Origin of the sequence: Citrobacter sp. Cu096 (assembly GCF_030332285.1) — a bacterium.
GTDB lineage: Bacteria > Pseudomonadota > Gammaproteobacteria > Enterobacterales > Enterobacteriaceae > Citrobacter > Citrobacter meridianamericanus.
This window is the reverse complement of sequence record NZ_JAOWID010000022.1, coordinates 13,144-27,663: the sequence shown is the minus strand read 5'-3', so window position 1 is coordinate 27,663 and position 14,520 is coordinate 13,144. Positions and strand designations below refer to the sequence as shown.

14 protein-coding genes are annotated in these 14,520 nt (G+C 52.9%); 1 reads left to right on the top strand and 13 read right to left on the bottom strand.

Features of this window, described 5'->3' with window-relative positions:
- Nucleotides 1–107: 107 nt before the first annotated feature.
- The 9 genes from lipB to OGX99_RS06865 all read right to left on the bottom strand — a co-directional run bounded on the left by lipB (nucleotide 108) and on the right by OGX99_RS06865 (nucleotide 8,408).
- The gene (lipB, locus tag OGX99_RS06905) at nucleotides 108–749 is read right to left on the bottom strand and encodes a lipoyl(octanoyl) transferase LipB (protein WP_187259428.1); all 642 of its coding nucleotides are present in this window, start codon (nucleotides 747–749) and stop codon (nucleotides 108–110) included.
- Between the two features lie 112 nt (nucleotides 750–861).
- Nucleotides 862–1,125, bottom strand: coding sequence for a DUF493 family protein YbeD (ybeD, locus tag OGX99_RS06900; protein ID WP_003022706.1), 264 nt, complete (start codon nucleotides 1,123–1,125; stop codon nucleotides 862–864).
- Between the two features lie 106 nt (nucleotides 1,126–1,231).
- Complete coding sequence (dacA, locus tag OGX99_RS06895) at nucleotides 1,232–2,443, bottom strand: D-alanyl-D-alanine carboxypeptidase DacA (RefSeq protein WP_003022711.1); 1,212 nt, start codon at nucleotides 2,441–2,443, stop codon at nucleotides 1,232–1,234.
- Nucleotides 2,444–2,585: 142 nt separating this feature from the next.
- A complete protein-coding gene (gene rlpA / locus OGX99_RS06890; RefSeq protein WP_286543034.1) occupies nucleotides 2,586–3,695 on the bottom strand; it encodes an endolytic peptidoglycan transglycosylase RlpA in 1,110 nt (369 codons plus the stop codon).
- Between the two features lie 10 nt (nucleotides 3,696–3,705).
- Entirely contained in the window at nucleotides 3,706–4,818 is a 1,113-nt protein-coding gene (gene mrdB, locus OGX99_RS06885; RefSeq protein WP_006685529.1) for a peptidoglycan glycosyltransferase MrdB, read from the bottom strand.
- Between the two features lie 2 nt (nucleotides 4,819–4,820).
- Nucleotides 4,821–6,722: a peptidoglycan DD-transpeptidase MrdA gene (gene mrdA, locus OGX99_RS06880; RefSeq protein WP_187252818.1), complete on the bottom strand. Its 1,902-nt coding sequence runs from the start codon at nucleotides 6,720–6,722 to the stop codon at nucleotides 4,821–4,823.
- Between the two features lie 30 nt (nucleotides 6,723–6,752).
- Nucleotides 6,753–7,220 carry a 23S rRNA (pseudouridine(1915)-N(3))-methyltransferase RlmH gene (gene rlmH, locus OGX99_RS06875; RefSeq protein ID WP_286543032.1) on the bottom strand — a complete coding sequence of 156 codons (468 nt, stop codon included), beginning with the start codon at nucleotides 7,218–7,220 and terminating at the stop codon, nucleotides 6,753–6,755.
- 3 nt (nucleotides 7,221–7,223) lie between these two features.
- Nucleotides 7,224–7,541, bottom strand: a complete 318-nt coding sequence (gene rsfS, locus OGX99_RS06870) for a ribosome silencing factor (RefSeq protein WP_151224921.1) — start codon at nucleotides 7,539–7,541, stop codon at nucleotides 7,224–7,226.
- A gap of 255 nt (nucleotides 7,542–7,796) precedes the next feature.
- Complete coding sequence (locus OGX99_RS06865) at nucleotides 7,797–8,408, bottom strand: adenosylcobalamin/alpha-ribazole phosphatase (RefSeq protein ID WP_286543027.1); 612 nt, start codon at nucleotides 8,406–8,408, stop codon at nucleotides 7,797–7,799.
- 96 nt (nucleotides 8,409–8,504) lie between these two features.
- On the opposite strand from OGX99_RS06865, the gene cobD reads away from it, so the two are divergent.
- Nucleotides 8,505–9,599 carry a threonine-phosphate decarboxylase CobD gene (gene cobD, locus OGX99_RS06860; protein ID WP_187252817.1) on the top strand — a complete coding sequence of 365 codons (1,095 nt, stop codon included), beginning with the start codon at nucleotides 8,505–8,507 and terminating at the stop codon, nucleotides 9,597–9,599.
- On the opposite strand, the gene nadD is transcribed toward cobD, so the two are convergent.
- Genes nadD through leuS form a run of 4 tightly spaced genes read right to left on the bottom strand, consistent with a single transcriptional unit; the run spans nucleotide 9,574 to nucleotide 14,438 of the window.
- On the bottom strand, nucleotides 9,574–10,215 hold the full coding sequence (nadD, locus tag OGX99_RS06855; RefSeq protein ID WP_151218757.1) for a nicotinate-nucleotide adenylyltransferase: 642 nt from the start codon (nucleotides 10,213–10,215) through the stop codon (nucleotides 9,574–9,576). The two genes, cobD and nadD, sit on opposite strands and share 26 nt — an antisense overlap.
- 1 nt (nucleotide 10,216) lies before the next feature.
- Nucleotides 10,217–11,248: a DNA polymerase III subunit delta gene (gene holA, locus OGX99_RS06850; protein WP_151218758.1), complete on the bottom strand. Its 1,032-nt coding sequence runs from the start codon at nucleotides 11,246–11,248 to the stop codon at nucleotides 10,217–10,219.
- Nucleotides 11,248–11,841 carry an LPS assembly lipoprotein LptE gene (gene lptE / locus OGX99_RS06845; protein WP_151218759.1) on the bottom strand — a complete coding sequence of 198 codons (594 nt, stop codon included), beginning with the start codon at nucleotides 11,839–11,841 and terminating at the stop codon, nucleotides 11,248–11,250. The genes holA and lptE overlap by 1 nt, the downstream gene beginning before the upstream one ends.
- A 14-nt stretch (nucleotides 11,842–11,855) precedes the next feature.
- Nucleotides 11,856–14,438 carry a leucine--tRNA ligase gene (leuS, locus tag OGX99_RS06840; protein WP_187252815.1) on the bottom strand — a complete coding sequence of 861 codons (2,583 nt, stop codon included), beginning with the start codon at nucleotides 14,436–14,438 and terminating at the stop codon, nucleotides 11,856–11,858.
- Nucleotides 14,439–14,520: the final 82 nt, after the last annotated feature.

Sequence of the window (14,520 nt, the reverse complement as noted above, 5' to 3'; positions counted from 1 at the left end):
TCATTGAAACGGGCCAGAAAGCAGCCTGACAGGCTGGCAAAATGTAAAATAGTTGTTGTTTTGTGCCATTTGCCACAACATTTGCCGTGGCAAAGTATGACCGAATTTTAGTCTGCAACGTACTCGTGCGGTGGGTTACCCAACAGCGCTAAGATGTTGGCCAGCAGTCGGGGGCGAACGCTCTCGGTCGTGGCTGCGCTATCCCACTGCGATACTTTCGCCATCTCCATCCCGGCGTAACCACAAGGATTGATACGCAAGAAAGGCGACAAATCCATATCTACGTTGAGCGCTAAGCCGTGAAACGAACATCCTCTACGAATACGTAATCCCAAAGAGCAGATCTTCTTCTCCCCGACGTATACGCCAGGCGCATCGGCTCGCGGGTGGGCATCAATACCGATTTCCGCAAGCGTATTCACAACGGTTTGCTCCAGCAGCGTTACCAGTTCGCGAACGCCAAGTTTACGACGTTTCAGGTTCAACAGCACATACATGACCTGCTGGCCTGGCCCGTGGTAGGTCACCTGACCACCACGATCGCTCTGGATCACCGGAATATCTCCTGGCATCAATACGTGTTCTGCTTTACCTGCCTGGCCCTGGGTAAAGACAGGATAATGCTCTACCAGCCAGATTTCGTCATGGCTGTTTTCATCGCGGGTATCGGTGAATTCGTGCATGGCCAGAGAGACTGGCTCGTAGGATTGCAGACCGAGCTGGCGGACAAGAATTTTATCCTGATACAAAACGGCATCTCCGTAGATACTCACATAGAGTAGAGAATGTTAAAGAGGGGAAAGTATATCACAGGGGGGGAGGGGTTACCCGGGCGGGGATGCGCGGGTAACCGACAGGTTTTTACAGCACCATGCGTACGATATCGATATTACCTAACTCTTCGTACAGCGTTTCAACCTGCTCAATGTGCGTAGCGGTAATGGTGATTGAGACCGAGTGGTAATTGCCTTTGCTGCTCGGTTTTACCGTCGGAGAGTAATCACCTGGCGCATGGCGCTGTACCACTTCAACCACCTGATCAACCAGCTCAGGCAACGCCTGCCCCATTACTTTGTAAGTAAATGGAGTAGGGAATTCAAGCAGTTCGTTAAGTTTGGTTTTCATGTCAGCTCCGGCGTTACATCAATAAATAATAACTCCCACGGCGTGTGGGAGTTATCTGGATACCTAGTATATGGGGACGTAAATCACACTTTCAAGTGTTCGATTTTTAGCCAAACCAGTGATGGAACATTAATTTAATGTAATCAATGATTTTCCCAAAGAAGTTGCCTTCAGGGATTTCCTGCAGGACTACCAGCGGGCGCTGCTCAATGGTTTTACCATCCAACTGGAAGTTGATGGTGCCGACCACCTGGTTTTTCTGCAGCGGTGCGTGCAGTTCCGTAGTGTTCAGCACATAGCTTGCTTTCAGATCTTTCATGCGGCCGCGCGGAATCGTCAGGTACACGTCTTTATCGACGCCTAACGATGCACGATCGGTATTACCAAACCAGGCTGGTTCTGAAGCAAACTCTTTACCCACTTTCAGCGGATTCACTGTTTCGAAGAAACGGAAGCCCCAGGTCAGCAGTTTTTTACTTTCAGTTTCACGGCCTTTATAGGTGCGCCCCCCCATAACGGCGGAGATCAGACGCATCTGGCCTTCGGTTGCGGATGCAACGAGGTTATAGCCAGCTTTGTCGGTGTGACCGGTTTTGATACCGTCGACATTCAGGCTGTTATCCCACAGCAAGCCGTTGCGGTTTAACTGACGAATGCCGTTAAAGGTGAACTCTTTTTCTTTATAGATAGAGTATTCGTTAGGCACGTCACGAATCAGCGCCTGGCCAATCATTGCCATATCGCGAGCCGAGCTGTACTGACCGTCAGCATCGAGACCATGAACAGTCTGGAAGTGGGTATTTTTCAGGCCCAGCGCGTTCACATAGCTGTTCATCAGACCAACGAAAGCATCCTGGCTACCGGCCGCGAAGTCCGCCATCGCCACGCACGCATCGTTCCCTGATTGCAGGTTAATACCACGGATCAACTGAGAAACAGGAACCTGCATACCAGGTTTGAGGAACATCAGCGATGAACCTTTAAACACCGGGTTACCTGTAGCCCATGCGTCATTGCCGACGGTGACCAGATCAGTTTCTTTAAATTTCCCGGCTTTCATTGCCTGGCCGATGACGTAGCTGGTCATCATTTTGGTCAGACTGGCGGGGTCACGGCGAGTGTCCGCATTCTGTTCTGCGAGAACTTTACCTGAATTGTAATCAATCAGGATATACGACTCCGCATCGATCTGCGGAACACCCGGGATCATGGTTTTAATATTCAGGTCATCGGCATGGGCAGCAGAGAGAGAGGCTGCGCAGAGAGCCGCGGTGAGCGCCATACGCTGCACGAAACGAGCGGAAAAAGTGGTCTTCATGGTCAGAACTACGACGTCCGTGATGAAATTAAAAAAAGAGCCCTACTATAGCAAATACATAACTGGCAGGCATCTGACTTTCCGCGTGACTTTGTTAATGTCATTTACAGAAATTGACAATTCAGATGCCTGATTGAAGTTATTACACGCCAGTGATGAAGGACTGTAATTGCGCTTCGGATTGAAGACGCTGCTGCAATGTGGAGGCTTCAGTTTTGCTGGCGAAAGGCCCCATCTGGATACGCCAGACTGCACCGTTTTGCACCACTCGCCCTGGGACGCCAAACTGCTGACTTAAGCGTTTTTGGTACTGTTGCGCACGAGCTTGATCGCTCACCGCACCAACCTGAACCACGTAACGTCCGTTAGCCGTTGCTGCCGGAGCAGGAGCTGCGACGGTTGCTGGTGTTGTTGCCGGTGTGGTTGGTGTTACCGGTGTGGTGGTTGCCGGTTGCGGTGCAGGAGTAGGTTCGCTGCCTTCCAGCACGCCTGCCGCGAGCGTAGTCGGCGCACCGAGGAATCCACCGCTGTTTACTGGCGCGCCGGTTGGATCATCGCTTTTCAGCGTGGAATTGCTGATCGGACGAATATCGCCCTGCGGCTGACCAGCATCCGATGGAGAAGGCATGCTTCCCATACTGCCGCCGCCGCTTAAATCAGGACGCGAAGGCAGGGCATACGTTTGTTTCGCGACGGTGGTACAGGCCATACCCGGCCCGGACAATGAACCATCCTGGGCGACGATGATCGGGTCGATACGCACTTTGGTATTGTTGGAGGTGTTCAGACGATCGGCGGCGGCACGCGAAAGTGAAATTACACGATCGTTGCCATAAGGACCGCGATCGTTAATGCGTACGACGATCATTCTGCCGTTTGCCAGGTTGGTAATTCTGGCATAGCTTGGAACGGGCAGCGTCGGATGCGCAGCGGTCAGCTGCATCGGGTCGAACGTTTCACCAGAGGCCGTCAGGTTGCTTCCTGGCTCCGCATCATAAATAGCGGCAAGCCCGGCCTGGCTAAAGCGAGAGGGATCCTGGACTATTTTGTAACTCTTACCATCTCGTTGGTAATCCTGATTCGCCGTTGGGGTCAGGGGTTCAAAGCGCGGATCGGCCCCGCTGATTTCAACAATCGGACCATTACACACCGCAGGTTGCGGGGCGACAGCAACCTGTTGCTGACCATCATCATTCGAACACGCCGCGAGCATTCCTGCTGCGATGCAGATACCAAGCCACTGCTTACGCATTGCGTACCCCTTACACGCTTTTCGACAACATTTTTCTATGGGTGTGGATCGACATAACAATCCCGAACCCGGCCATCAGCACGATAAGTGCTGAGCCTCCGTAACTGACCAGTGGGAGTGGAACGCCAACCACGGGCAGAATACCGCTCACCATACCAATATTTACGAAGACATAAACGAATAATATCAACATTAAGCCACCCGCCATGACGCGGCCAAAGGTGGTTTGCGCGCGAGCAGCGATCCATAACCCGCGCATAATCAGCAAAATGTACAGCGTCAGCAGAATCAAAATGCCCACCAAACCCAGCTCTTCTGCTAACACCGCGAAGATAAAGTCGGTGTGACGCTCGGGTAAAAACTCAAGCTGCGACTGCGTGCCGTGCAGCCAGCCCTTGCCGCGCAGCCCGCCGGAGCCAATAGCAATTTTTGACTGAATGATGTGATAACCCGCGCCCAGCGGATCGGTTTCCGGGTCGAGCAACATCATGACGCGCTGACGCTGGTAATCATGCATCAGGAAGAACCACAGTATCGGGATAAACGCCGCAACCAGAACCACCGCAACACCGATTAAGCGCCAGCTCAAGCCGGAAAGGAACAGGACAAACAGACCGGAAAGGGCAACCAGAATAGAGGTGCCGAGGTCAGGTTGTGCAGCAACCAGCAGCGTCGGCATGAAAATCAATACCAGCGCGATGGCGGTATTCTTCAACGACGGTGGACAGACGTCACGGTTGATAAAGCGCGCGACCATCAGTGGGACGGCAATTTTAGCGATTTCTGAGGGCTGAAAACGCACAATACCCAAATCCAGCCAGCGCTGCGCGCCTTTGGAAATGGCGCCGAAGGCGTCTACCGCGACTAACAGAATAATGCAAAAGATATAGAGATAAGGCGCCCAGCCTTCATAAACCCGGGGCGGAATTTGCGCCATTACCACCATGATGACCAGACCCATTGCGATCTGGCCGACTTTGCGCTCCATCATGCCAATATCCTGGCCGCTGGCGCTCCAGATGACTAACGAACTGTAGACCAGCAGTGCCAGTAAGATAAGCAACATTGTGGGATCGATGTGAATTTTGTCCCAAAATGTTTTTTTGTTCGGATTATCCGTCACGATTATTGGTCCTCAGCTGCTGCAACCGCGGGGTTTTCTGCTGGCAGATTGGTGTTGTTGTCGCCCAACATAATGTGGTCAAGGATTTGGCGCATAATGGTGCCTACCGCCGGACCTGCTCCGCCGTTTTCAAGGATCATGGCGACAGCGACCTGGGGTTTATCATAGGGTGCGAAGGCCGTCATCAGCTTGTGGTCACGTAAACGCTCGGCGATCTTATGCGCGTTATAGGTTTCATTCGCTTTCAGGCCAAAGACTTGTGCGGTACCGGATTTCGCCGCAATTTTGTAAGGTGCGCCAGCAAAATACTTGTGTGCAGTCCCGTTCGGGCGGTTCGCTACGCCGTACATACCATCTTTCGCGATTTCCCAGTAACCAGAATGAATATCGCCAACGGGCGGTTCTTGTGGCTGTACCCACGGTACCTGTTTGCCGTTTTCTGCCGTGCTCATCAACAGATGTGGGACTTTTATCAAACCGTCGTTGATAAGGATCATCAGCGCTTTACTCATCTGGATTGGGGTTGCTGTCCAGTAACCCTGACCGATGCCGACCGGAATGGTATCACCCTGGTACCATGGCTTTTTAAACCGTTTTTGCTTCCACTCGCGGGTTGGCATATTACCGGAGCGTTCTTCAGCAAGATCGATGCCGGTATATTTGCCGTAGCCAAATTTACTCATCCACTCTGAAAGTCGGTCAATCCCCATATCATAGGCGATTTGATAGAAAAACGTATCCGCGGACTCTTCCAGAGAGCGGGTGATGTTCAGATGACCATGCCCCCATTTTTTCCAGTCTCGGTAACGTTTCTCAGAGCCAGGTAGCTGCCACCAGCCCGGATCGAACAGGCTGGTATTACGGGTGATAACGCCTGCACTTAACGCAGAAACCGCAACGTAAGGTTTAACCGTTGACGCTGGAGGGTAAACGCCCTGCGTGGCGCGGTTAACCAATGGGGTGTTCGGGTCATTGAGCAACGCGGAGTAATCTTTGCTGGAGATGCCATCCACAAACAGGTTCGGGTCATAGCTTGGCATGGACACTAGCGCCAGTACACCGCCGGTACGTGGGTCGGTAACCACCACGGCAGCGCGACTGCCTGCCAGCAACGTTTCAATGTACTGCTGAAGTTTCAAATCAAGGGTAAGATAGATATCATGCCCGGCCTGCGGCGCCACTTCTTTAAGCTGGCGAATGACGCGGCCACGGTTGTTCACTTCAACCTCTTCATAGCCGGTCTGACCGTGAAGCACGTCCTCGTAATAACGTTCAATACCCAGCTTGCCGATGTCGTGCGTCGCCGCGTAGTTGGCCAGCTTGCCGTCTTTGTCCAGGCGATCCACGTCTTTATCGTTGATCTTCGATACGTAGCCGATCACGTGAGTCAGTGCTGAGCCGTATGGGTAATAGCGGCGTTTATAGCCTTTAACTTCGACGCCCGGAAAACGATACTGATTAACGGCAAACCGTGCGACCTGAACTTCAGTCAGGTTGGTTTTTACCGGGATAGAGGTGAAGCGATGTGAACGGGCGCGCTCTTTTTTAAAGGCGGCAATGTCGTCGTCCGTTAGATCGACGACGCTACGTAGCGCGTCGAGCGTATCCTGAATGTTGTCGACCTTTTCCGGCATCATTTCTATTTGATAGATGGTGCGGTTAAGGGCGAGCGGAATTCCGTTGCGGTCATAAATGATGCCGCGGCTGGGGGCGATAGGCACCAGTTTGATGCGGTTCTCGTTCGAGCGAGTCTGGTAATCAGTAAAGCGAACGATTTGCAGATTATAAAGGTTGGCGATTAGCACGCCGGTGAGCAGCAAAATCCCCAAAAAAGCGACCAGCGCCCGGCGCACAAACAGCGCGGACTCAGCCGAATAGTCGCGAAAAGAATTCTGTAGTTTCATCCGCTGCTTAATCTACTCAAGAATCAATGATCACTCACGGTGATAAGGATGGTTGGTGGTAATGCTCCACGCCCTGTACAGACTCTCCGCGACCAGAACCCGAACAAGAGGGTGAGGGAGGGTTAACGCAGAGAGTGACCAGCTTTGTTCCGCTGCCGCTTTACAGGCCGGTGAGAGGCCTTCCGGCCCGCCAATCAGCAGGCTGACATCACGACCGTCCAGTTTCCAGCGCTCCAGTTCGGTCGCCAGTTGCGGCGTATCCCAGGGTTTTCCCGGGATATCAAGGGTGACGATGCGGTTTTTGCCTGCGGCGGCCAGCATCTGCTCACCCTCTTTGTCGAGAATGCGTTTAATGTCCGCGTTCTTGCCGCGTTTTCCTGCCGGGATTTCGAGCAGCTCAAAGGGCATATCTTTCGGAAACCGACGCAGATACTCGGTAAATCCGGTTTGCACCCAGTCAGGCATTTTCGTACCGACAGCGACAAGTTGCAGCTTCACGCATTAACTCCAGAGTTTTTCCAGTTCATACAGGCGACGACTCTCTTCCTGCATTACGTGGACAATCACATCGCCGAGGTCAACGACGATCCAGTCAGCGACATTCTCGCCTTCTACGCCGAGCGGCATCAGGCCAGCAGAGCGGGACTCCTGAACAACGTGGTCTGCAATAGACATAACGTGACGGCTGGAAGTACCGGTGCAGATAATCATGCAATCAGTAATGCTGGATTTGCCCTGAACGTCTAAGGCGATGATGTCTTGACCCTTCAGGTCATCAATTTTGTCGATTACAAAATCCTGGAGTGCTTTACCCTGCAAGTGTTCCCCCTGGGTGAAAAAGAGTTAAAAACGTCTGTTAGTATACCTGAACCAGAGGCGATATCGGGACAAATGTCTCCGAAAGCGCTTGTGAAGTGCGCTATCATCCCACCCCACGCCACAGAATGCATCGCCATTTTTGTAAAACAATTTTTGCAAAGCTCTGAAGGGCAGGGAAAGTCAGGTTGCGGAGAATAACAGCCTGTCATGGGGTGTCAATGGGAGAGAGGCCCTTCAACAGAAAAAACAGCGCTTTCACTCGCCTTCACGCCATACGGCCCGGCTATTGAGTACTTTCAGAACCGCAAAATCGTCACAAAAATCAATGGCGCTCCAGCAGCCTTGTTCGACGCGGAAATGCCACATTGCTGCGGCTGGCATGGAAAGCAGGCGGGCTATCAACACACTCAACACGCCCTGATGACTGACTACCAGCAGGTTTTGGTTCGCTTTATATTCAGTAAGTTGGGTAATAAAGCGTTCCACTCGCTGGGAAAACGCCTGAAAACCTTCGCCATTGGTGGGCGTCGCATGCTGCCAGTCGTTACACCACACGGCGTAATTTTCGGCATCTTCGTGCGCCAGATCGCGATGGTGGCGCATTTCCCAGTCGCCAAAAAACATCTCATTGAGCTCAGGCATATTATGCACGTGAATCTCGCGATCGCCTAAGATCAACTGCGTTGTATGGCGGGCGCGCTCCAGCTCGCTGCACAGAACGTTATCGACAGGGACATTGCGTAATAGTGTACTCAGCGTTTGCGCCTGAGCTATTCCCCTTTCTGTTAGCGGTGTGGGGGCGTGTCCGCTATATAAACCCGCGACATTGGCTTCTGTTTCGCCATGACGCACTAACCAGAGTCTCATGTTTCCCTCGTAAGGCTATTCGCGCAAAATATGATGTTTGCCCTGATTGCACAGAGATTTTTCACTAAAATACCCTTTTTTATGTGGAGCGGCACGATGTCTTTATTCAAGAGCGCGCATGGCGGTAATACCCGAGAAGCCGCCGAACTGTTGGGCATCTCGCCTGAGCAATTGCTGGATTTTAGCGCGAATATTAATCCACTGGGTATGCCAGCAGGTTTAAAACGCGCAATTATCGACAATATGGACTGCGCTGAGCGTTATCCGGATGTCGATTACGCGCAGCTGCACGCAGCGCTGGCGGAGCATCATCAGATTCCGGCCTCGTGGATCCTTGCGGGAAACGGTGAGACCGAGTCTATTTTTACCCTGGTAGATGGCCTGAAGCCACGTCATGCGATGATCGTGACCCCCGGGTTTGCGGAATATCGTCGGGCGCTGCAATGGGGAGACTGTACGATCCATGAATTTGCGCTGCGCGAAGACGATGGCTGGCAGCTTACCGATGCGATCCTCGATGCGTTAACCTCAGAGCTGGACTGCCTGTTTCTCTGCACGCCCAACAACCCCACCGGGTTACTACCGGATAACCGCCTGCTACGTGAGATTGCCGCACGTTGTAAATGGCTTGGGATCAATCTTATCCTGGATGAAGCGTTCATCGATTTTATAGCCGGGGAACCGGGGTTTATTCCGCTGCTGCATGAGAACCCGCATATTTGGGTGCTACGCTCTCTCACCAAGTTTTATGCGATACCGGGGCTGCGTCTGGGATATCTGGTCAACAGTAACGAGCAGGCCGTTGCACAAATGCGCAGCCGACAAATGCCATGGTCAATTAATGCGTTTGCTGCTCTGGCCGGCGAGATTATTTTACGCGACAGCGCTTATCAGCAGGCGACGTGGAAATGGCTGGAACAAGAGGGAGCGCGGTTTGAGCAACAGCTACAAAACCTGCCTGGCCTGACGGTGTATCCCGGCCAGGCAAATTATCGTTTATTACGCTGCGATCGCGCGGATATTGATTTGCAACGGACGTTGCTGGAACAGCATGTCTTGATTCGCAGTTGTGCCAATTACCCTGGGTTGGACGCGCGTTATTATCGGGTTGCTGTTCGCAGTCAGGAAGAAAATGACCGCCTGCTGGCGGCATTAAACAACACGCTTAGCGGTACAACCCCTGCTGATTGATATAGTCAAGCACTGCGCCTGGCATCAGGTCGTCGCACGGCTCGCCTTTTTCCAGACGCTCGCGAATGAGCGTGGCGGAGATGTTGAACCACGGCGTTTCGGCCAGGTAAATTTTCCCGCAAGGCAGGTTGTGCAGGTCATCCGGCGAATGAGTCAGATGATCCTCCAGCCATTGCTGGTGCTTTTCCTGCACCATTTCGAGCGGATAACCCGGACGTCGGCACACGATGAGATGGGTATTGCCCAGAATCGTGTGGTAGTCGTGCCAGGAAGGGAAGGTCAGCAGCGAATCCTGACCAATGATAAACGCTAACGGCACGTTCGGGCCTTGCTCTTCGCGCCACTCTTTTAGCGTTTGCGCGGTGTAGGAGGCGGTATCGCGTTTCAGTTCGCGTTCATCCAGGGAAAACAGCGGTTTATCAGCAATGGCCAGTTCAACCATGCGCTTACGTTGCTCACTGGATGCTTCAGGCTGTGCGCGATGTGGTGGGACGTTATTGGGCATGATGATGACCCGGGAAAGGCCAATCAGATTCGCCAGAATTTCAACCGGTTTAAGATGACCATAATGCACCGGATCAAAGGTGCCGCCGAACAGAGCCTGCAATGATTTCATATCAACCATCAATAAAAACATCGGCCAGTGATTTATGGCAGAGCAAAAGGGAAAGTCCCTCAAGTTCAGCCCACACTGACTGACCATAGTCTTGTTTAAGCGTAATTTCTGTACGCGTTAACAGCGTTACTGCCTGACGTAGCTGTGCCGGGTTCAGCCGGTTTAGTGCATCACCCATCATGCCCCGGCGATTTTGCCACACCCGGTGTTTATCAAACAACGTGCGCAAGGGGGTATTCGCCGACTGCCGTTTTAGGTTGACCAGCAACAGCAATTCACGCTGTATTGTACGCAGCAAAATAACCGGCTCACTGCCTTCCAGACGTAGCTGTTGCAGAATGTGCAGCGCACGTTTGCTTTTGCCCATCAGCAGCGCATCCACCCAGTGGAACGGGGTAAAGTGCGCGGCATCGTTAACGGCTTTCTCCACGCGAGGTAGCGTTAGTTTGCCGTCAGGCCAAAGCAATGCTAACCGTTCCAGCGCTTGCGCCAGTGCTAACAGGTTGCCTTCATAGCAATAGCACAATAGCTGATTGGCTGCGTCATCCAGTTGCAGGTTGTTAAGTTTTGCCCTCGCGGCGACCCAACGCGGGAGCTGCGCCTGCTCTGGCGTCTGACAGCTTACCTGAACCGCGTTATTCGCCAGTCCGGTACACCACGCGGCGTTCTCCTGCGCTTTGGTGAGTTTGTTGCCGCGAACAATCAGCAGCAGATCGTCATGTAACAGCGTGACGAGCGAAGCGAGTTGTTCGTTAATGGCAGCGTTAGGCCCATTTTCAGGCAGTTGCAGAAGTAGCGTTTGGCGGCTGGCAAACAGGCTCATCGCCTGGCAGAGCGAAAAAATCTCTCCCCAGTCGGTGCTGTTGTCCAGAGTGAAAGCGTGATGTTCTTCGAATCCTTGCGTTGCGGCAGCCTGACGGATGGCGTCCTGACTTTCCTGCAATAAAAGGGGATCGTTACCTAAGAGTAAATACGCCGCGCGCAGCCCTTCATTGAGCTGTGCGCGGAGTTGTTCAGGGTACAACTTGAGCATCAGTTACCCAGCGTGGTGGAAACACGCGCCGGAGATGACGCCGGCGTCGCGGCTTTATTTACCGCCGGTTCAGCATCAGCATTGGATGACTGAGTATCGGCCAGATGTACGCTTGGCAGCTTACGAATCAACTGTTCAGCCGCTTTGTCATACATCTCTTTGATGATCATGTCCTGCTCGTTATCTTTCGCCAGTGCAGCCTGCGGGTTGTCAAAGAACGAACGATAAACTTTGGCGCTGATTGGGTATATATCATGACCTGGAATCAGCACTGTAGCACTTACGGACAACACCATCTGGTATTCAGCCGTTTGACCGTTCTGGAATACCGACGCCGTATCCTGTGAAATGCTGACCGCGCCAAGACGTAAGGATGTTACGTCTTTACGCATTGTACCGTCTTCAAGCAGCGTCACACCGTTCAGACGCAGCTGGTTACGGACTGCACGGCTTAACGGGCCGTTCGGATCGCCAGAGTTCAGGATCATGGTTTTCATTGAGGGTGGAACCTGCGTAGTGCTACGCAGATGCCAACCACACCCGGCGGTGACCAGCACCGCCAGAGATAACAACAATGTTGTCAGAAATCGCACGCTTCCTCCCGCGCTTAGCCAACGACCAGATTGAGGAGTTTACCCGGTACATAAATCACTTTACGTACGGTAACGCCATCAAGATATTTTGCCACCAGAGGCTCCTGGCCCGCACGTTCACGAACCTGCTCTTCAGTGGCGTTTACCGGAACGGTGATTTTGCCACGTACTTTGCCGTTTACCTGAACCACAACCAGCGTTGAGTCTTCAACCATTGCGGCGTCGTCAGCTACCGGCCACGGCGCGTTGTCGATATCGCCTTCACCTTTCAGCGCTTGCCACAGGGTGAAGCAAACGTGTGGAGTGAACGGGTTGAGCATGCGTACAACGGCAAGCAACGCTTCCTGCATCAGAGCTCTGTCCTGCTCGTCTTCCTGCGGTGCTTTCGCCAGCTTGTTCATCAGCTCCATAATCGCCGCAATTGCGGTGTTAAAGGTCTGACGACGACCGATATCATCGGTAACTTTAGCAATGGTTTTGTGCACGTCGCGACGCAGCGCTTTTTGATCTTCTGTCAGTGCTGCAACGTTAAGCGCCGGTGCATCACCCTGTGAAGTGTGTTCGTAAACCAGTTTCCAGACACGCTTCAGGAAGCGGTTCGCCCCTTCAACGCCGGATTCCTGCCATTCCAGGGTCATGTCAGCCGGAGAGGCGAACATCATGAACAGACGTACGGTGTCGGCACCATAGCGTTCAACCATAACCTGCGGGTCGATACCGTTGTTTTTCGACTTGGACATTTTGCTCATGCCGGTATACACCAGTTCATGGCCTTCTGCGTCCTTAGCCTTAACGATACGACCTTTTTCGTCGCGTTCAACGATGGCATCAACCGGAGAAACCCAGTTGCGTTCGCCGTTTGCGCCCACGTAGTAGAACGCATCGGCCAGCACCATCCCCTGACACAGCAGTTGTTTAGCCGGTTCGTCAGAGTTGACCATGCCCGCATCGCGCATCAGTTTATGGAAGAAGCGGAAGTAGAGCAGGTGCATGATGGCGTGTTCAATACCGCCAATGTAGATATCAACCGGCAGCCAGTAGTTGGCGGCTTTGGAATCCAACATGCCTTCCTGATACTGCGGACAGGTGTAGCGCGCGTAGTACCATGATGACTCCATAAAGGTATCGAAGGTGTCGGTTTCACGTAGCGCAGGCATACCATTAACGGTGGTTTTTGCCCACTCCGGGTCGGCTTTGATCGGGCTGGTAATACCGTCCATGACCACGTCTTCCGGCAGAATAACCGGCAGTTGATCTTCTGGCGTCGGCAGCACGGTGCCATCTTCCAGCGTCACCATCGGGATTGGCGCACCCCAGTAACGCTGACGGGAAACCCCCCAGTCACGCAGGCGGTAGTTAACTTTACGTTTACCCACGCCTTTATCGACCAGTTTGTCAGCAATGGCGTTGAAGGCAGCGTCGAAGTCGAGACCGTCAAACTCACCGGAGTTAAACAGCACGCCTTTGTCGGTCAGCGCCTGTTCAGACAGATCCGGCTCTGCGCCTTCAGAAGTCAGAATTACCGGCTTGATGGTCAGGCTGTATTTGGTGGCAAATTCGTAGTCGCGCTGATCGTGACCCGGAACGGCCATGACGGCGCCTGTGCCGTATTCCATCAGGACGAAGTTTGCCGCCCAAACCGGGATTTCTTCGCCAGTCAGCGGATGAACGGCTTTAAAGCCAGTGTCGACGCCTTTTTTCTCCATGGTCGCCATTTCGGCTTCAGCAACCTTGGTATTACGGCATTCGTCAATGAAGGCAGCCAGTTCAGGGTTATTTGCAGCGGCTTTCTGCGCCAGCGGATGACCTGCGGCAACGGCCAGGTAGGTCGCACCCATAAAGGTGTCCGGGCGGGTAGTGTAAACGGTCAGCGTGTTGTCGTAACCGTTCACATCAAAGGTGATTTCCACGCCTTCAGAACGGCCAATCCAGTTGCGCTGCATCGTTTTCACGGTGTCAGGCCAGTGATCCAGGTTATCCAGGTCACGCAGCAGTTCGTCAGCGTAAGCGGTGATTTTGATAAACCACTGCGGGATCTCTTTACGCTCTACTTTGGTATCGCAACGCCAGCAGCAGCCGTCAATAACCTGTTCGTTCGCCAGTACGGTCTGATCGTTCGGGCACCAGTTGACCGCAGACGTTTTCTTGTACACCAGGCCTTTTTTGTACAGCTCGGTGAAGAATTTCTGTTCCCAGCGGTAGTATTCCGGGGTACAGGTTGCCAGCTCACGGCTCCAGTCATAACCAAAACCCAGCATTTTGAGCTGGTTTTTCATATAAGCGATGTTGTCGTACGTCCACGGTGCTGGGGCGGTGTTATTTTTAACCGCCGCGCCTTCCGCAGGCAGGCCGAAGGCATCCCAGCCAATGGGCTGTAGGACGTTTTTACCCAGCATACGCTGATAGCGGGCGATCACATCACCGATGGTGTAGTTACGTACGTGGCCCATGTGTAGTCGACCAGAAGGATAGGGAAGCATAGACAGGCAGTAATACTTCTCTTTGCTCTCGTCTTCGGTAACTTCAAATGTGCGCTTCTCATCCCAGTGAAGCTGTACTTTGGATTCTATCTCTTCCGGGCGGTATTGCTCTTGCATGGCAGCCAGTGGTCCTGTTTTCAATACAGCTACAAACGTAGCTCTAGATGTGGTGTTTCAGATCCGCATAGCATAGCCCAAA